General features: G+C 57.0%; 10 protein-coding genes and 10 pseudogenes. 13 read left to right on the forward strand and 7 right to left on the reverse strand.

From position 1 onward, the window contains the following. Positions 1–779 precede the first annotated feature (779 nt). From AC1MGR_RS00765 to AC1MGR_RS00775, 3 genes and pseudogenes are all read right to left on the reverse strand, one after another. Complete coding sequence (locus AC1MGR_RS00765) at positions 780–995, reverse strand: hypothetical protein (RefSeq protein ID WP_480233357.1); 216 nt, start codon at positions 993–995, stop codon at positions 780–782. Between the two features lie 22 nt (positions 996–1,017). Continuing rightward, positions 1,018–1,212, reverse strand: a pseudogene (locus AC1MGR_RS00770) (transposase); the annotation flags it as partial. A gap of 101 nt (positions 1,213–1,313) precedes the next feature. Then, a protein-coding gene (locus AC1MGR_RS00775) for an IS3 family transposase (RefSeq protein ID WP_480233358.1) occupies positions 1,314–2,434 on the reverse strand; the annotation gives its coding sequence in 2 pieces (ribosomal slippage) (positions 1,314–2,215 and positions 2,215–2,434; 1,122 coding nt in all). Positions 2,435–2,697: 263 nt separating this feature from the next. On the opposite strand from AC1MGR_RS00775, the pseudogene AC1MGR_RS00780 reads away from it, so the two are divergent. Further along, positions 2,698–2,814: pseudogene (locus AC1MGR_RS00780) on the forward strand (IS5/IS1182 family transposase); the annotation flags it as partial. Positions 2,815–2,817: 3 nt separating this feature from the next. Continuing rightward, a pseudogene (locus AC1MGR_RS00785) lies at positions 2,818–3,139 on the forward strand (IS701 family transposase); the annotation flags it as partial. Here AC1MGR_RS00785 and AC1MGR_RS00790 read toward each other — a convergent pair. Beyond that, a pseudogene (locus tag AC1MGR_RS00790) lies at positions 3,131–3,256 on the reverse strand (transposase); the annotation flags it as partial. The pseudogenes AC1MGR_RS00785 and AC1MGR_RS00790 overlap by 9 nt on opposite strands. A gap of 20 nt (positions 3,257–3,276) precedes the next feature. On the opposite strand from AC1MGR_RS00790, the gene AC1MGR_RS00795 reads away from it, so the two are divergent. The 3 genes and pseudogenes from AC1MGR_RS00795 to AC1MGR_RS00805 form a co-directional block, all read left to right on the forward strand. Next, positions 3,277–5,046 (forward strand): right-handed parallel beta-helix repeat-containing protein, encoded by a 1,770-nt coding sequence (locus tag AC1MGR_RS00795; RefSeq protein WP_480233359.1) that lies wholly within the window; start codon positions 3,277–3,279, stop codon positions 5,044–5,046. Positions 5,047–5,107: 61 nt separating this feature from the next. Then, positions 5,108–5,689: pseudogene (locus AC1MGR_RS00800) on the forward strand (IS5 family transposase); the annotation flags it as partial. Beyond that, positions 5,661–5,924, forward strand: a pseudogene (locus AC1MGR_RS00805) (IS630 family transposase); the annotation flags it as partial. The pseudogenes AC1MGR_RS00800 and AC1MGR_RS00805, both read left to right, overlap by 29 nt. Before the next feature lie 42 nt (positions 5,925–5,966). Here the strand turns inward: AC1MGR_RS00805 and AC1MGR_RS00810 are convergent. After that, positions 5,967–6,335: a hypothetical protein gene (locus AC1MGR_RS00810; RefSeq protein WP_480233360.1), complete on the reverse strand. Its 369-nt coding sequence runs from the start codon at positions 6,333–6,335 to the stop codon at positions 5,967–5,969. Positions 6,336–6,767: 432 nt separating this feature from the next. Here AC1MGR_RS00810 and AC1MGR_RS00815 point away from each other — a divergent pair, with 432 nt between their 5' ends. From AC1MGR_RS00815 to AC1MGR_RS00830, 4 genes and pseudogenes are all read left to right on the forward strand, one after another. Beyond that, positions 6,768–6,977 (forward strand): hypothetical protein, encoded by a 210-nt coding sequence (locus tag AC1MGR_RS00815; RefSeq protein ID WP_480233361.1) that lies wholly within the window; start codon positions 6,768–6,770, stop codon positions 6,975–6,977. A 255-nt stretch (positions 6,978–7,232) separates the two neighbouring features. After that, positions 7,233–8,353 (forward strand): IS3 family transposase gene (locus AC1MGR_RS00820; protein WP_480233358.1). Its coding sequence is split into 2 segments (ribosomal slippage): positions 7,233–7,452 and positions 7,452–8,353, totalling 1,122 coding nucleotides; the frame shifts between segments, so codons are not numbered across the junction. Between the two features lie 101 nt (positions 8,354–8,454). Then, positions 8,455–8,649 (forward strand): annotated as a pseudogene (locus AC1MGR_RS00825) (transposase); the annotation flags it as partial. Between the two features lie 22 nt (positions 8,650–8,671). Beyond that, positions 8,672–9,124 (forward strand): annotated as a pseudogene (locus AC1MGR_RS00830) (transposase); the annotation flags it as partial. Positions 9,125–9,223: 99 nt separating this feature from the next. On the opposite strand, the gene AC1MGR_RS00835 reads toward AC1MGR_RS00830, so the two are convergent. Further along, positions 9,224–10,489 (reverse strand): polysaccharide biosynthesis/export family protein, encoded by a 1,266-nt coding sequence (locus tag AC1MGR_RS00835; protein ID WP_480233362.1) that lies wholly within the window; start codon positions 10,487–10,489, stop codon positions 9,224–9,226. 847 nt (positions 10,490–11,336) lie between these two features. On the opposite strand from AC1MGR_RS00835, the pseudogene AC1MGR_RS00840 reads away from it, so the two are divergent. The 4 genes and pseudogenes from AC1MGR_RS00840 to AC1MGR_RS00855 form a co-directional block, all read left to right on the forward strand. After that, positions 11,337–11,516 (forward strand): annotated as a pseudogene (locus tag AC1MGR_RS00840) (transposase); the annotation flags it as partial. Positions 11,517–11,573: 57 nt separating this feature from the next. Continuing rightward, positions 11,574–12,787, forward strand: a protein-coding gene (locus AC1MGR_RS00845) for an IS3 family transposase (protein ID WP_480233354.1) whose coding sequence is annotated in 2 segments (ribosomal slippage) — positions 11,574–11,853 and positions 11,853–12,787 — 1,215 coding nt in all. Because the reading frame shifts where the segments join, the coding sequence is not laid out codon by codon here. A gap of 28 nt (positions 12,788–12,815) precedes the next feature. After that, positions 12,816–13,091 (forward strand): annotated as a pseudogene (locus AC1MGR_RS00850) (transposase); the annotation flags it as partial. 66 nt (positions 13,092–13,157) lie between these two features. Beyond that, positions 13,158–13,912 (forward strand): IS5 family transposase gene (locus tag AC1MGR_RS00855; RefSeq protein ID WP_480233363.1). Its coding sequence is split into 2 segments (ribosomal slippage): positions 13,158–13,488 and positions 13,488–13,912, totalling 756 coding nucleotides; the frame shifts between segments, so codons are not numbered across the junction. 9 nt (positions 13,913–13,921) lie between these two features. On the opposite strand, the gene AC1MGR_RS00860 is transcribed toward AC1MGR_RS00855, so the two are convergent. Then, the gene (locus tag AC1MGR_RS00860; protein WP_480233364.1) at positions 13,922–17,152 is read right to left on the reverse strand and encodes an Ig-like domain-containing protein; all 3,231 of its coding nucleotides are present in this window, start codon (positions 17,150–17,152) and stop codon (positions 13,922–13,924) included. Positions 17,153–17,864: the final 712 nt, after the last annotated feature.

Raw genomic sequence — 17,864 nt, forward strand, 5'->3', positions numbered from 1 at the left:
GGCCATACGTTTTGCGGAACCGGCCGCCTTGTGTTGAGCCGGTACGTCTGTGCCATATAGCGACATCATCCCGATTTGCACGCCGCGCTCCAGCACCGAGCCTCGCGGCCACCCTCGGTTGGTTCAACGATAAAAAGCCCCAGCGGTCTGCGATCACGCCGCTTCCAAATTTTCTGCTGACGCAAAAGAGGTTTTTCTACAGGCAATCCTAAGATCATCCGAAATCGATGCTGCAACTTGGCTCAAGTAATCTGTCATGTAGGAAATAGCTTCGTTAGCTGGGAGCTTCACCCGAGTTAACCCGTCATGCGAACGCCGTCGGTCCCACTTCCGAACATGAGCCAAACTCCGAGCAATCCCGGGGTCTATATTGAGATGATCGGCGAGCTCGACGTAGGTGACCCAGAGCTGTGGCATTGTTGTAACTCATGTATAGCAAAGTGTAACGAGCGATTGCTAGCATCAAGCGATTACTAGATTCTTCCACTTGGAATTACCTAAAAGTGTAATGCATATATTGATTAATTTTGGGATAATCATGAGCTTATCAACCTTAACTCGAAATATTTTTATAACATCGTGCTCACTCATACTTTATTCAGTAACGAATTAAACTGAAAACCGATGAAGCAAACACGGGAAGCAAGGGTTTGATAGCACAATGTGATATCACAACTGCGCACTATACTGCAGATAATTACTATAGATCCAAATTTTTCAGACAGCACTCACTCTATGAAGACAGTCCGTCGAGCGATCCCGCTCGGGCTTGTTGAGATTCATTGTGAGTTGATGACGGCAGCACAGAGGTAGATCAGGGCGGCGAAACTCTGGCCGGTCTTGTCGGAGCGCATAGCGATGCGCTTGAACTCTTTGAGCTTGCCGAAGAAATTCGCGACAAGGTGTCGCCATGTGAAAAGATCGCGATCAATCTGCCGGGGTTCACGGCGGTTGGGATGCTGAGAGATGACGACGACTGAGCCGCGCTCATCCATCTCCTAGGGCGTCTCTGCAAAGTCATGTGAGCCAGAGCATGGCCATGCCGAGTGTGACCATGGCGAGGTAATTCGTTGCTCGCTTCTCGTAGCGGGTTGCGATCCGGCGATATTGCTTCAGCCGGCCGATCAACCGCTCGACCTTGTTGCGCTCTCGGTAAGCCGCTTTGTCGAAATCGGGCTGACGCGGCTGATCCTTGCGGGTCGGGATGACCGGCCAAGCCATTAGCGCGAGTCAGGTCATCTTGCGGGCTTATGCAGCTGGCATGGCCGATGCCGCCTAGGCGTCGGCGACAGGAAGCTTGGACTTGCACCGGTTTAATGGAGAGCGGTTTGGTGGGCGATACCCCTTTCGAATAGTGTGGGGCTGGTGAAGCCAAGCGCCGAGTGACGGCGTCGGGGATTGTAGAAGCCATCGATGTAACGGGCCAGCGCGTCGATGGCCTCGGCTCGCGTCTGGAACGCGGTGCGCCAGACCCGTTCGCTTTTCAGCGTCTTGAAGAACGTCTCGACCATCGCGTTGTCATAGCAATTTCCCTTGCCGGACATCGAAGTCACGATGCCATGTCTGCGTAGCTCCGCCTGATACTCGTTCGCACAGTACTGACTGCCGCGGTCGGAATGATGCAATAAACCTGGTCCGGGCTGTCGGACGACAAGGGCACGTCGCAGCGCAGTCAATGCCAGTTCCTTGTGAAGACGGTCGCCCGCCGCCCAACCCACGACGCGTCGGGAGTACAGGTCGAGAACCACCGCCAGATACAGCCAGCCCTCCCGCGTCCAGATGTAGGAAATGTCCGCGCCCCACTTCCGATCCGGTCCGGGTGCCGTGAAGTCCTGGTCGAGGTGGTTGGGCGCGATCGGGAAGGCGTGGCCGCTGTCCGTCGTGCGTTGGAAGCGGCGCGGCTGGCGGGCCTTGAGCCCGTTCTCCCGCATCAGCCGGGCCACGCGCCGCCGGCCGGCCGCCAAGCCCTGCTCGCGCAGTTCGTGGGTCATGCGCGGGCTTCCGTAGGTCTCGTGCGAGAGCATGAAGGCGGACCGGACATGGGTGAGCAGCACGAGATCCTCGCGCTGGCGCGTCGAGGCTGGACGACTCTTCCAGGCAAAATAGCCGCTCGGACTGACGTCGAGAATGTTGCACAGGCGCGCGACCGGGAAGTCCCTTTTCGCCGCGTCGACGAGGTGGAACCTCATCGACTTCCCTCCTTGGCGAAAAAAGCCGTGGCCCGCTTCAGGATCTCCCGTTCCTGGCGCAGCACCTCGTTCTCACGGCGCAGGCGCTTGAGCTCAGCGGCCATGTCCTCCTGTCGGTCGGCCGGCGGGTGGTCCATCTCGCGCTCACGTCGGCCGTCGATCCCGTTGCGCAGCGTCGAGAGCCCGACGCCGAGATCGGCGGCGACCTCCCGGCGGGACCGCCCGCTCGTCTGGGCCAGCCGCACCGCCTCGGCACGAAACTCAGGGGTAAAGGTCTGCTTCCCGACTGCCTTGGAAACCCTCCTCCTTCAGGAAAAAGAGCTCTCCACTTTTCCGGAGCAAGTCCACACGTCACCTCCGCCGATGCCGACGACCGCGCCCGGGTCGGGGGCGCTTGGCGCAAGCCGTGCAGGCTGCCACCGGGGACAGCGTCGATCTTGTCTATGTCGACCAGGGCTAAACGGGCGAGAAGCCGGCCAAGGCGGCCCGCACGCACGGCATCGAATTCGAGGTCGTCAAACTACCGGAAGCCAAGCGCGGCTTCGTCCTGCTGCCGCGGCGCTGGGTGGTTGAGCGCTCCATCGCCTTGGCGACCCGCTTCCGTCGCCTCGTCAAGGATTACGAGCGGTATGCAAGCACGCTGGCAGGCCTCTCACTGTGGACTCGGGGGCTGCTGATTCGCGGCAGCCTGAGCAACGGCGAGCCCGCCTACTTCACGACTTTGGTGCCCAGTTGGCACGCCGCACGCGACCCTGGTCGGGGTCGAGGGACGGTGCTGGAGTATTAAGGACGCGTTCCAGACCGCCAAGACCGAACTCGGGCTGGCCCACAACGAAACCCGCTCCTGGCAAAGATGGCATCCGCACGTCAGCCTGGTAATGCTGGCCCTCGCCCTGCTGGCGGGGATGCGCCATCATGCCAACGCGCCGCCCCCAAAAAGCCACTGGTGAGCGGTCATATGGCGCCGGCTCCGGTATAAGGGGCGCGATCACCGCCCACGTGGCATCCGTCAGATCGGTTTCATAGCGTAGGCCCGTACGGCTATGCTGCCGCCGGGTGGTTGGGGTTCAGATGGCAGATCTACGTCATGTTTCAGCACCCTATTGGACTCATTGCCAGCCCGGCCACTCAACCCTGCCTCCGCACCTTATCGGGTGGGCTCTTAGCGGGCCGGGAAGGCAGTTCGCGCCAGACGGCTTCACGTAAGCCTCTAGGCCTAAACAAAATCTCCCTTAATGCTGTGAATGAAATAAAATATTCAAGGAAAAATCATATAAAAATGTCAGAACATCGGTGGGTATCAATCGAAATTTTAGATCATTTGCAATCTAATTTGCCGATAGATAGGTTGAAAGAAATTTTTAAGACTAGAAAAAAGCATAATATAGCCAAAAAGATTATAATTGTTACTATGGTAACCATTTCGACCTATCAGATAGCGCTTTCAGCGCAGCCCTCAAAGTCTGATTTTATATCGCAGCATATACTCATAGCTAAGCAAGACGGCATGTCGGCACGCATGAATTCTGCTGATTTCACAAATTACATTGTCGAGAGAACCTTGGAAAATGGTAGGAATCGAAATTTCATGGCTTACCCAGGCTGTCCCCAACCCGGACGAGAAAAGCTTGGAAATAGCTACCATCTAAATCCGTCAACTGGACGTATAGATGGTGATGGAAGCGTATTGAAGCCTTATCCAAGTCTTGAATTATTTATGAAAAGCAAATCAACGTCTAGACTCAAATCAGGTGATCGGCTGTTGTTGATGGGAGGTGACCACGGGAAGGCAGTAATTTCCGCTCTTGGCAACGATGATTTCATCACTATCGAAGCAGCGAGGAATGAAAAACCAACTCTAAGAGAACTTAGATTTGAGGGTGCGGAGCGGGTATTAGTTACAGGACTGTCATTTGAGTCTCGTGACGAAAAGCCCGGGCCCTTCGTTTTGATCGCCCCCTCATCATCATCCATTATCTTCGAAAAGAACCGATTTCAAACAGTGGCGGGACACCTGTGGGATGACACAGCTTGGACATTGAAAACTGCATCAGGTTTAGTAAGCAGAGGAAAATGTCTAGCCATGCTTAGTAATGAATTCAAAAATTTACATGGAGGCATTCATTCTGGTGGGCAAAATTCAGTTATAATCGGAAACAAATTTGCCAGTATTGTAAACGACAATATCAGTTTTTCTGTTAGCAATCAATGGATACTTGACAATATAATTCTTAGCGGGCGGAATAGCTTTTCCAATCCGCACCACCCAGACGGTATTCAGGGATGGACAGAACACAATTCGTTGACAGAAAAAATCGTTATTGATGGAAATGTAATTTTGAATTATCAGGCAGCTCGCATGGATGACAAGGGAAGTACAAGAGCTATTTCTCGTAGCAAAGAGGATACTGGCGTTTGGATGCAAGGAATTTCGATTTTTGATGGGCTTTGGCAGAATGTCCGTGTCACGAACAACATCGTGGTAACTAATTCAGCACTTGGTATTTCAATGCTCGGGCTTTCCTCTTCAGAGGTTTCCGGAAACGTCGTGGTTGGTTCGGAACCTAAGAAAATTCCTAGCGGAATTACAGTAGTAGACGCGAAGGATAAGTCTCCGACTTTTGAAACTGAGGTGAAAGACAATATAACTCAGATACTAACGGTATCTTCGCGATTAAAGCCGTCGGCTAATATTGTTTTTGATAAGATCATACAATCCCGCGCAAAAAATATACATGGGGATAGTTACCCGGTTGGGCCGGCTTCATTATGGGGAAAAGTGCTAAATCAACAATTATCAGAGATAATGCGTAATGTGGACGGATCAAAAAATCTTTACGATATAAGAATGAAATGATGGGAGGACGAAATTCATTAGCTAGTTATAAGCTACGTCGCAGACTCGACATTCAGAAAATATAAACTGTCGATCGAAGGCGATGACGCCGCCTCATGACCTGCGGCGCACGCTCTCGGCAATCCTGTGGCGGCATCAGAACGGCGCCAAGTGGCGCCCCATACCGCATGACCTGGGGCCGTGGTGGCGGGCAGCGCAAATCTTCATACGCTGGTTCGCGCGGCGGTGTCTGGGAGCATCTTCTCGCCCTCGTACAGGAGCGCGGCATTCAGCGCGGCATAGTGTTCCTCGACGGCACCAACATGCGCGCGCACCAGAAAGCGGCAGGTGCCGCCAAAAGGTGTAATCTGCAGCCGAGCGAGACGCTCGTGAAGCTTTTGGCCGATCACGTGGAGACTATGGGACGAAAACTTGCGTGATCGCTGACGGCGCAGTCCGCGCGATCGCCTTTCGGATTGCACTGGGACAGGCCCACGAATTGCCTCATGCGCTGCCCCTGCTCAAGCGCTTGCCGGGCGTGCCCCGATGGGTGGTGGCGGATCGGGGCTACTCCAGCCACCGCTTCCGCGAAGAGGTGCGAGAGGCCGGGGCAAAACCCGCCATACCGTCCAAGTGTGAAGCGTCCGCGTTGGCACCTTCATTTCACGCCGACGTCCGCATCGTGGCTCAATCTCGTCGAGGGCTGGTTTGTCATTCTGACCCGTCGACGTCTGCAGCGTGGTGCCTTCCAACAGATCACCGATCTCGAAGCTGCGATCCACGCCTACATCGACCAAACCAATGCCGATCCAAAGCCCTTCGCCTGGACCAAACCCGCTGATGCGATCCTCGCAAGCGTCGGACGCTTCTGTCAGAGAACTTCTAACTCAGACCACTAGCAGCCTGGTTCATCAACCATTTTTAAGCCAGCCGCAGATAAATCAGCGGCGGCTGGAATTGCCTTGGGATGTGAGCGAATGCTTCGTGAGGACGTACGATTTGCTGTAGCCAGCGATCACAACGGTCATTTTCTGGCCGTTAATCAACGCGATGTATTGGCGTGAGCCGATCCGAAATACAATCATATTGCCGGTGACATCGTGTATGTTGAGTGGATTCCACTCGAAGGGCTTCCCTGGATTGTCATTGGCCTGAACGGCGTCCTGATCAACTTGGATCTGGAGCCCGTCCCCTTCCCAACGACCTTCAAGGAATTTGCGCATGTTGGGCTGAGCTTTGACCGGTTCAAGAACAATCAGAATGCCGACTACGGCTATGCCCAACCGCTTTGATGCTTTTGGTAGGTCCATCCCCCGCTCCAATGGGACCTGTCGGATCTTATCCAATCTCTATTGACCCCAAGCATTACTTCGGCCGGGCTACTAGAGGCGCTCCACCAGCCACGATATCAACAGTGCGATTAACCCGCATCACGCGACTGTCGCAACGCCTACAGGAGCGAGCATAATTTTTATTGCTGCTGAAATAGATCGAATTTCTTGTTCCGATAAAACCTTATTTCATCTGGGATAATTTCAGTATTTCTCATGTGATCAACCGCGTTCCTATTGCAAATTAGCGGCCATCCCAATCCGAACCGTCGACCTCTCAGGACTTCTGAGCACGGATCGAGTCATTTGGCCCTCAGCTCGACTTTGGCCATTGGGCAGGCCCTTGAACGTGCGGGGTGACGAAGCGGGCGTAATGGACAGGCTGATGGTGTCCCTTGCCAGAGACGCCTCATGCCGCACCTGCCCGACCGCTTCGCCGGGATCATCCTGTCGTTTGCGCCGCTATTTGTCCACCGCTCGTGGCGGCACGCTCAGGCCCTGCTGATCGGCGCCATTCTGTGTCCGGGTCAGCGCACAGTAGCGAGCGTGCTGCGGATCACGGGCCGGGCGCGTGACCGCCATTTCGTGAACACTCAACGGGTGCTCAGCCGCGCCGCATAGTCGCCCCGTACCGGAGCCCGTATCCGGCAGCGGCGAGGTAGTTTCGGCACTCATCCGGTCGGACGGCGGCGAACGCGTTCTCGTTGGCGGTGGTTAGGTTGGCGGCGGTCCGTGCTGCAGCCGTTCGGAGGAGAGCTTTGACCTTGGCAAGACTGGACTTGCTCCGGAAAAGTGGAGAGCTCTTTTTCCTGAAGGAGGAGGGTTTCCAAGGCAGTCGGGAAGCAGACCTTTACCCCTGAGTTTCGTGCCGAGGCGGTGCGGCTGGCCCAGACGAGCGGGCGGTCCCGCCGGGAGGTCGCCGCCGATCTCGGCGTCGGGCTCTCGACGCTGCGCAACGGGATCGACGGCCGACGTGAGCGCGAGATGGACCACCCGCCGGCCGACCGACAGGAGGACATGGCCGCTGAGCTCAAGCGCCTGCGCCGTGAGAACGAGGTGCTGCGCCAGGAACGGGAGATCCTGAAGCGGGCCACGGCTTTTTTCGCCAAGGAGGGAAGTCGATGAGGTTCCACCTCGTCGACGCGGCGAAAAGGGACTTCCCGGTCGCGCGCCTGTGCAACATTCTCGACGTCAGTCCGAGCGGCTATTTTGCCTGGAAGAGTCGTCCAGCCTCGACGCGCCAGCGCGAGGATCTCGTGCTGCTCACCCATGTCCGGTCCGCCTTCATGCTCTCGCACGAGACCTACGGAAGCCCGCGCATGACCCACGAACTGCGCGAGCAGGGCTTGGCGGCCGGCCGGCGGCGCGTGGCCCGGCTGATGCGGGAGAACGGGCTCAAGGCCCGCCAGCCGCGCCGCTTCCAACGCACGACGGACAGCGGCCACGCCTTCCCGATCGCGCCCAACCACCTCGACCAGGACTTCACGGCACCCGGACCGGATCGGAAGTGGGGCGCGGACATTTCCTACATCTGGACGCGGGAGGGCTGGCTGTATCTGGCGGTGGTTCTCGACCTGTACTCCCGACGCGTCGTGGGTTGGGCGGCGGGCGACCGTCTTCACAAGGAACTGGCATTGACTGCGCTGCGACGTGCCCTTGTCGTCCGACAGCCCGGACCAGGTTTATTGCATCATTCCGACCGCGGCAGTCAGTACTGTGCGAACGAGTATCAGGCGGAGCTACGCAGACATGGCATCGTGACTTCGATGTCCGGCAAGGGAAATTGCTATGACAACGCGATGGTCGAGACGTTCTTCAAGACGCTGAAAAGCGAACGGGTCTGGCGCACCGCGTTCCAGACGCGAGCCGAGGCCATCGACGCGCTGGCCCGTTACATCGATGGCTTCTACAATCCCCGACGCCGTCACTCGGCGCTTGGCTTCACCAGCCCCACACTATTCGAAAGGGGTATCGCCCACCAAACCGCTCTCCATTAAACCGGTGCAAGTCCAAGCTTCCTGTCGCCGACGCCTAGGCGGCATCGGCCATGCCAGCTGCATAAGCCCGCAAGATGACCTGACTCGCGCTAATGGCTTGGCCGGTCATCCCGACCCGCAAGGATCAGCCGCGTCAGCCCGATTTCGACAAAGCGGCTTACCGAGAGCGCAACAAGGTCGAGCGGTTGATCGGCCGGCTGAAGCAATATCGCCGGATCGCAACCCGCTACGAGAAGCGAGCAACGAATTACCTCGCCATGGTCACACTCGGCATGGCCATGCTCTGGCTCACATGACTTTGCAGAGACGCCCTAGACCCGTCACGGCACCACGACGCTGTTTGCTGCCCTCGACGTCCTGGCGGGCACCGTGCTCGGCCGCGGCATGCAGCGCCACCGAACGGTGAGTTCATCCGCGTCCTCAACGAAATCGAGGCCGTCGTCCCGCCCGGCAAGGCGGTCAACGCGATCCTCGACAACGTCGCCACCCACAAGCATCCGAAGGTGCGCGCCTGGCTCGCCCGCCACCCGCGGCTTCACCTTCCACTTCACCCCGACCTCGGCCTCCTGGCTCAGCGCCGTCAAGGGCTTCTTCTCAGCACTCACGCGGCGTCGGCTGCGACGCGGGTCCTTCACCGGCGTCGTCGATCTGCACGCGGCCATCAAACGCGACATCGCCGAGCATAACCGACGCGCCAGACCTTTCGTCTGGACCAAACCCGCCGCCAGCATCCTCGCGGCCGTCAGCCGATCCCCTGAACCATCCGTCTGAGTCAGTGCACTAGGTAGCGGTAAGCCGAGTTCCCATGTTCAAAACGACATCTAATAGCATCGGTACATGCAGAATTAAAAGATGATTATTTCCGATTTTCTAACGCGGTGTAATAGTAGTGGAGATTGAGGAAGCATTGCCTGATATACCTGACAGAGCTGCTGTGAACCTAGACAAGCCAACGCTCGGTGCCTCAGAGATGAATATCACATCTTTATCCCGCATGTAGAAATCGCTCGCTAAAAAGAAAGCATCGGGACGACTAAAGTCGATCGTATATATTGTTGGAACGCGAGGGCCTGAATAGATCTGAAGGTCTATGCCTAGCTCTCGTAGCGCAGGCTTTTCTTCTAGCCGATATATGAATATTTGCTGTGGATTAGCACGTGCGGCGTCTAACCCGCCAGCCCTAGCTACAGCCTCTGTCAACGTCAAATTGTCTGTCTCAAATGGAAATCTGCGGTTGTTTAAGGCGCCTAAAGAGCCCGGATTAACAGTCGCCCCAAGTGCGACAAAGTACTTTGGCTCTTTCGAGAGAAAAACTGAGTCGTTTGTCGAGAGAAGTATGTTCTGTGCGGAATCCTTAAGAATATTGCTCAGCAAAGCCTGCTGAGTGTTGCCTTTTCGCTGCAAGGTCACGATGGTTTCAAATGAGTTGCTTTTTGTTCCACCAGCTCGGGCGATAGCTTCCAGCACTCGGATGCCGCCCGGTTCCATTGGTAGCCGTGCTGGCAGATTGACGTCCCCAAAGACGCTGACGCCCCCACTTCGACGTTCCGTCACTGTAACTACGACCTGTGGCTCAACGGCGCGATTAGCTATAAGCCCTCTAATTTCTTCGGAGATCTGCAGTGTAGTCCGACCAGATGCACGAACTTTGCCCGCAAAAGGGACGCTAATGCTTCCCGACGAGTCGACTTGTTGTATGGGAATATTTACAAAATTGCCTTGCCTGTTTGAGTTTCCATTGTCGGCTGGCAGGAACAACCCGCCCCCTGATGCTTCGAACACGGAAACGGCCACCATGTCACCAGCAGACACAACGCTGTTTCGCTCTCCGCCGTGAATGCGGGTAAATCGCGGAATACGCGCTTCAGTTGCTTCGTTTGCAGCGCGGATTGCAGTTGAGCTCAACTTAATAATTGCGTAGCCTACCAGCCCCGGGGCATCTTCTATCGTTACTTGCGAGCTGTTCCTTACTGCAGAACCCTGAGGACCATCGCTGGGGACGAAGGAGCATGCAGAAGCAAAAAGAGAGATTGTCGCCACTGTACATACCGAGGCAGCGTCGAATGTCATCGCCACCCGGTGCGGGCATGATAACTTTGGTTTAGGCGCATGATTTTTATTGCCTAATTTTAACAAGCGATTAGCCTTCGATGTATGCGGGTTTGTAAGCTAACGCTGGCTGCACGGCGGAATTGCAGCTGCGTTTTATGCCCAATAAATGAATTGCCACTCAAACAAGCTGGCACTTAAAGTGGGTGTTACCATCGAAAAAACTCGTCATAAGGCTTTTTCTGCCGGCCAAGATGTGAGGTATAGGCGTTCCATGCTGTATAATCCTGAGGATCAGGAACGTACGTAACTCCGGGCTCACATTTAAGCGTCACGGACGTAGCATTTTCTTCACAAAAGGTTCGCCTGTGAGCGTAGGGCATGGCTCTTTTTTTTGGCCACGACACTTGAGTCTCATTATATGAAGAGGCGTATTGAGCGCGATCTTGTATATCTGAAGATGCTGCCTTCTGAGCGATAAATACGACTAATATACCGATAATTGGACATGCGATACGTCTCACAACAGCGCTCCAAGATGTTAACCGCGGTAATGCGACGATGAAGGGGTGGGGGGCTAAATTATCGATTTCCGGACGGGTTGTCGCGCGCTATTATATGCATTAAGTCAAATTAGTTCAGCTGAAAATTTCGATTTTCCTCATAATCCGAATCGACGTTGCGAAGTGGCAACACGCTTCAATTTATTCACCCATTCAATACGTTGGAACCCTTCCCTTACGGGTAGCAATGGTCTTAGGGTCTGGGCCCGATGAGTACCATCAGGCGATGACGGCAGCGAGTGCGACGGCCGAGGCGTAGTTGCGGGCCAGCTTGTCGTAGCGGGTGGCGATGCTGACCCTGACCCAGCAAACTGGTCCGCGCTGAGCGCAAGTTTTTCGGGCATCCTGAACCCTGAAGGAGGGTGGATGCCATGCCTCGCAAACGCTTCACGAATGAACAGATCGCCTTCGCCCTGCGGCAGGCGGAGAACGGCGCGACGGTGGACGAAGTTTGCCGGAAGATGGGCGTATCTGAGCCGACCTTCTACCGCTGGAAGAAGCAGTTCGTCGGCATGGGCGTGCCTGAGATCCGACGGCTCAAGCAGCTGGATTGGGATTGCCCCGGTTTGGTGGACACCGAGAACGCTTTCGCGTGAGGTGTTTGTCCAATGCCGAAGAGCCGTCCCCCTTACCCCATCGAGTTCCGCCGACAGATGGTCGAGCTGGCCCGCGCCGGCCGTGATCCGAATGATCTGGCTCGCGAGTTCGAGCCCTCCGCGCAGGCCATCCGCAACTGGGTGGCCGAGGCCGATCGTAGCGAAGGCCGGCGTGAGGCGAAGCCGCCGCCTGCCGATCCAGGCCTGACGGTCGCCGAGCGCGACGAGCTCGTCCGGCTTCGGCGTGAGAACCGACAACTCAAGCTGGAGCGCGATATCCTCTCTCGCGCGACGGCCTGGTTCGCTCGGGAGACCGGGGTTCTCCCGTCGGGGTCTTCCGGTTCATGAACGCGAACCAGGCCGACTTCCCCATCGCCGCCATGGCGCGCATGCTCGGCGTGTCGAAGGCCGGGTACTATGCCTGGGTCGACCGCCAGCCCTCGGCGCGACGGTTGGCAGACACAGCCCTGCTGAAGCGGATCCGCACCGTCCATCTCGGCTCGCACGAGACCTATGGTGCACCGCGCGTCCACGCCGATCTACGCGACCAGGGTGAACGGCATTCCCGCAAGCGCATTGCCCGGCTGATGCGCGAGGCCGGGCTCGTAGGAACCAGCCATCGGCGTAATGGGCCTGCCACGACGCAGCGGGATCGAGAGGCGCGACCGGCCCCCGATCTCGTCGACCGCAACTTCGCAGCCGCCGCCCCGAACCGGCTCTGGGTGGCCGACATTACCTACGTGCCCACGGCGGCTGGATTCCTTTATCTTGCGGTGGTGCTCGACGCCTTCAGCCGCCGGATCGTCGGTTGGGCGATGACCAATCACCTGCGCTCGGAATTGGTCTTGGACGCTCTGGAGATGGCCGTCACCCAGCGCAGGCCCCGCAACGTGATTCACCACTCCGATCAGGGCTCGCAATACACGTCGCTGGCCTTCGGCAATCGCTGCCGGGAGGCGGGCGTGCGACCCTCGATGGGCTCGATCGGCGATGCCTACGACAACGCCATGGCCGAAAGCTTCTTCTCGACCCTCGAATGTGAGTTGCTCGCCCGCCGCCGCTTCCGCTCGCAGGCCGAGGCCCGGATGGCCTGCTTCAGCTACATCGAGAGCTTCTACAATCCGCTACGCCGGCACTCGGCGCTCGGCTACCGCTCGCCCGCCGCCTACGAAAACGAGACCCTCCTGCACCCATTGCCTGAGCCCCTGCTCAGCCAAGCCCCCTGAACCGTCCACAGAAACGGGGCAATCCCACCTCGACAACCTCCCCGCCCACAAGGGCACAGCGATCCAGGCCGCCATCGAGGCCAGCGGCGCACGGCTTCGCTTCCTGCCGCCGTACTCGCCCGACTTTAATCCGATTGAGATGGCCTTCGCCAAACTCAAGGCGCTGCTGCGCAAAGCGGCCGAGCGCACGGTCGATCGGCTCTGGACTGTCGTCGGCGATCTGCTCAACGCCTTCACACCAACCGAGTGCGCAAACTACTTCGCTGCCGCCGGATACGATCCGGAAGAGTGGAAAACGCTCTAGCGTCCGGACCCATAACGGTGGCGCGAACGGCGTAGGTGTGATTCACGGCTCCCATGGGAGGGGCCGATGGATCAGTTCTGGCTGACGGACGAGCAGTTTGCGCGGATCGCGCCGCACCTGCCCACCGACACGCGGGGCAAGGAGCGCGTGGACGACCGGCGGGTGATCAGTGGTATCGTCCACGTGCTCAAGTCTGGCGGCCGCTGGACGGACGCGCCGCGGGACGTCTACGGGCCGAAGAAGACGCTCTACAACCGCTTCGTGCGCTGGGCGGCCAAGGGGGTCTGGGTCGGGTTATTCGAGACACTGTCCCAGGCCGGCGGGCCGCCCTCACAGGTGCTGATCGACTCCACCGCCGTGAAAGCCCATCGCTGCGCCGCCGGGGGTAAAGGGGGGAGCAAAACCAGGCCATCGGCCGCTCGCGGGGCGGGCGCACGACCAAGATCCATGCTCTCACCGACCGCGCCTGCCGCCCGCTCGCCTTCCTGCTGACTGGCGGGCAGGTCGCCGACTGCAAGGCCGGTGCGCTGCTGCTCGAACGCCTGCCCGCCTGCCGCGTCGTGCTGGCTGACAAGGGCTACGACGGCGATGCCATCCGCCGACAAATCGAGGCGGCCGGAGCCGCGCCCAACATCCCGCCCAAGGTCAACCGGCGCTGGAAGCCGTGCTTCTCGCCTGTGCTCTATCGGGGCCGCAACAGCATCGAGCGGATGTTCGGTCGCCTGAAAGACTTCCGCCGCATCGCTACGCGCTACGACCGCTCGGCGGTCAACTTCCTCGCCGCCGTCTGTCTCGCCGCGACCGTCAGCTACTGGTTATGAGTCCGGACGCTAGGTAAACAAAAAATTTTCGGAGATGAGGGAGGCTAGTTTCACGTTTAGAAGCGTCAAATCATTATGTGCGTCCATTGCGATGGTCACGTCGGTGCCACTCTGATGCGCATGGGCGAGAACATCGTCGACGTTACCGAACACATGGTGGTCAAAGCTTATGGTATCCCCATTGCGGCCGGCCGCGAAGTCTACGACCGTGTCGTGCCCCCCTGCGGCCTTGAATAGGAAGATATCGCGCGCCTTGCCGCCCACCAGCATGTCGTCACCGGAGGTTCCAATAATGACGTCGGAACCGCTAGTTCCGATGACCACACTGCCATGACCGAGCCCCTTATTGCCGGCAGCGTCGTCGCTCGAGAAGGTATATGTGTGGACTTTATCTCCTGCTTTCGTCGCATTGAACAGGAACGCGCCGGTCGCCGCCGCCTTGGTAGCGCCGATCAGAAAGCCATCATCGTACACCGAAACAGTTGATTTTGCCTCCGCGCTGCCTCGTAGCTGTGCGCTTGTCGAATCAGCTACAACATATGGTCGGGTCAGCGTCACATCAGTCGCAGTTCGATCGACTGTGAGAGAATACGTCCCCGCCGCTCCCTTGTTGCCGGCCAGATCGGTAGCCGTAGCCGTCAAAGCGTAGTTCCCCTCGTGTAGGTCGTCCAGAGCGAATGCCCACGTCCCCCCGGCATCTACGTTGACCGTGCCGAGCACGTTGGTTCCACTTGACACTGTGACGGTGGATGCGGGTTCAGCCGTCCCCTTCAGCGTCAAATGATGCGCGTCGGTCGCATGATCGCCCTTGAAACCGTCAGCGACGTCAAAGTCGAGGATAGATGCGCGAACCGGCGCCCGAGTATCGAGGATAACATTCCCGATAGGGACAGCAGCGCTGGTGTTCCCAACTTGATCGCGCTCACTAATGGACAGGTTGTGTGCCCCATCCCCGAGGTTGGGCAGGTCGATATGCCAGGTGCCATCCTGCCCTACCTTGGAACTTCCGACCCATCGGGTATTATCGTAGGCCGTCACTATGTCTCCGGCTTCGCCTGCTCCGTTGAGTGTGATCAGCTTCGAGTTCGTTATGCCGTCTCCGCTGAACCCTGTATCGAGATAAGTCAGCTTCCCCGTTGGGGACGGTGCACGGGTGTCGATCGCGAGCGTTGCGAATGGACCCTGCAAGGAACCGCTCGTCGATACGGCCTGCCCGACGCTTGTACGTAGCGTTGCACCGTTCAGGGCGATCTCGTCTACTTCAAGAGCGGACACGTCGTCGCCTGCGGCCACCTTATAAATGAAGACCAAGGTTTTGCTGCCGCCCCCGTAGGCGTACTTCGCGCTATTGCCATTGTTGAGGTGCAACTCGATTCCGGTACCGCCAATCTTGACGGCGTCCGAGAAATCCACGCTGATCGTCAAAACAATGCCTGCCTTCACCGTACCATTATGACTGAAGTGATATCCGGTCGCGTGCGGTACTGGGGGAGCTTGGATCACATTGTTTCCACTGAGTGCTGGCAGGCTCATCGATATAGCGCCGCCGATCTTTCCTTCAGGATCAGACAGGCGAGTCTGAAGGTTCGCAGCAACGAAGTTCGACGCCTTCACATCGCTCAGGATTGCAAGTGTCGTCCATGAGCCCGTCCCATCCTTGGCTTGGACCAGCGTGTCGGTACTGGATTGCTGAGCGCGCACAAGGCCGGCTTTGAAGGGGTCATCGCTCGCCCAGCCGAGCCGGATCCCGAGGACCGACACGTCGATGAGGTCACCGCCTCGACCGGCTTCAAAGTCGGTGATCGTGTCGCCTGCTTCCGACAGGTCGTTGAAGGCGAAACGGTCGCGCCCGATACCTCCGGTCAGCAAATCCTTGCCTGCACCACCCCAGATGTAATCCGATCCGGCACCGCCCGAGATCGTGTCAGTACCCTGACCACCCAAGAGCTTATCGGACGCCGTGCTCCCGATCATCACATCGTTCCGGGTGGCGACGGTCCCTTGCTTAACCGACGTATTGACAATGGCGACGTTGGCGCTTGCAATCTTGTATCCGGTACCGTCGCTCTCAAAGATACTGTTCTTGACTGTGTTGTTTTGCGCATTGTTGGACAACATGAAAGAATAGTTTGCTGTCTCGCGTAGGCTTACATTGTCGACGACCGCGTCCTTTCCGTCACCTTGGCCATACTGGTAGAACTGCAAGCCGAATTGATTGCCAATCCCTGCACTATTCTTCATGACATTTCCAATCCCGCGGAAGTCGGCAGCGATCTGTGAATTGAAAGCTAATACGTCCTGATAAAGGCCGTTGCGGGTCTCGGAATGGAAGTCGTAAGCTGAACGAATTGCGCCATAGACGACAGCATTCTCACCTAAAAGGCCAATGTCCGCTCCATATCGCGAGGCACTGTCTGTATTCGCAACGACACCGACGCCATGCACCATGACGCCATGGTTAACATTTTCTGCGAATAGGCCGTTGACATGCGTTCCGAGCGAAGCCGCTGAATAGGCGGCGGCACCTACATTAAGCCCAGTCAGATCTTTAATTTCGGCGTGTACGCTGTTGACGACTTTAACGCCAGCGCCTCCGTTCTTCGCGGTAACGTCTATAATTTCTGCGTCGACCAGATTACGAATCTGGATTACGTCTCGGACCGCATTGGCGTAGCTGAGCTCGCTCGCATCAACTGTTCCGTTCTTCAGCGTAAACCGTCCAGTTGCGTAAATAGTCGCACGAACATTTGTATTGTAGAGGGCCTGGTCAATCAAACTGCCTTCCAGCTTAACCGTATTTCCCACGATTTCGACAACCTTGGCGGCCTGACCTAGTCGTGTCGGCTGATTGTTATCGCTCGGGTCTATATGATCCCCTGGTAGCATATCATCAGACGTGACCTTAACCCAGGAACCAACACTTAGGCCCACCGGAAGCGCAGAATAAGTTAATGTTGCGTTACCGCCTTTGTCGACTCCGAGGGCCACCGAAACCTGCGGCAACTCAGCCCCGATGACGTACATCGTCGGCTGCGAACCAGTCATGGTCGATTTCAAGGTTGATCCGTTGAGATTGATGGTCACGTCCGCTGACCCGATTGTAGCTGTCAGCGTCTTGCTCAGTAGGATGGTCTCGTTTGGGGCAAGCACAATCGTACCACCATCTGAAATCAGGCTCGCAACCGCAGCAGCCAGATCCCGTTCAGTTGCGCCGGATGCAAGGTTAATAATTTTTGACACAACACCACTCCGCGGTAATCATTAATAGTGTAAAATTGGATGACTCCGGGCTAGCCCGTGCCTTAATCCAGAATCTTTCTATCACCGGTCCTAATCGGCCAGTTTAAACAGATCATGAAAACTTGAACGATCGGCCCGGTATGGATATGAAATTATTACTTACGTCCTGACTATCGTTCTATGGGGTTCGCAGAAGTAGAGGGGGCGATGATGCCAGGTGCGGAAAGATGGGGCTCGTATGACGACGGCGAAGTCGAGCGCGCGATTTGAATTTACGTTTGGCCGCACAGACGCTTTGGATTAATTGTGAACCATGTTGGATTTGAATTGACCTCGCAGGACGGAGGGCAATACAATTTTCAGATTTCAAAACATGTAATCCGATTTGGTTTTAAGCTTACGCAGCCTAACTAATTAAGCCTTATCTGATTTTTAAGCCTAAAAGATATTGTATTAATCTCACTGTAGTTGAGCTTTTCCACCCCCAACGTGTAGTCATCGGGGCAAGCAGAACGGTCTTGGTACCTAGCCTTGGCAAGGCTGGAGCCTTTCGGCTCATCAGCTGCGAAGGCTACGTTGATCGCTGGAAGTTTGATCCCAGGGTTTGATGGTGCACTTTCCTTGTCAGATTGCAGAAATGCGCGATGGGCCAAGTTCTCTATGGAAGCGCCACGACGACTAAGCGGCTGCGTTGAAGGTTGACCAGGAGTGG

Source organism: Methylobacterium sp. BI1 (assembly GCF_056680125.1).

Bases quoted from the DNA above. Each gene is read 5' to 3' on its own strand.
- AC1MGR_RS00765 (WP_480233357.1), bottom strand. From the start codon at position 995: ATGGATGAGCGCGGCTCAGTCGTCGTCATCTCTCAGCATCCCAACCGC.
- AC1MGR_RS00795 (WP_480233359.1), top strand. From the start codon at position 3,277: ATGTTTCAGCACCCTATTGGACTCATTGCCAGCCCGGCCACTCAACCC.
- AC1MGR_RS00810 (WP_480233360.1), bottom strand. From the start codon at position 6,335: ATGGACCTACCAAAAGCATCAAAGCGGTTGGGCATAGCCGTAGTCGGC.
- AC1MGR_RS00815 (WP_480233361.1), top strand. From the start codon at position 6,768: ATGCCGCACCTGCCCGACCGCTTCGCCGGGATCATCCTGTCGTTTGCG.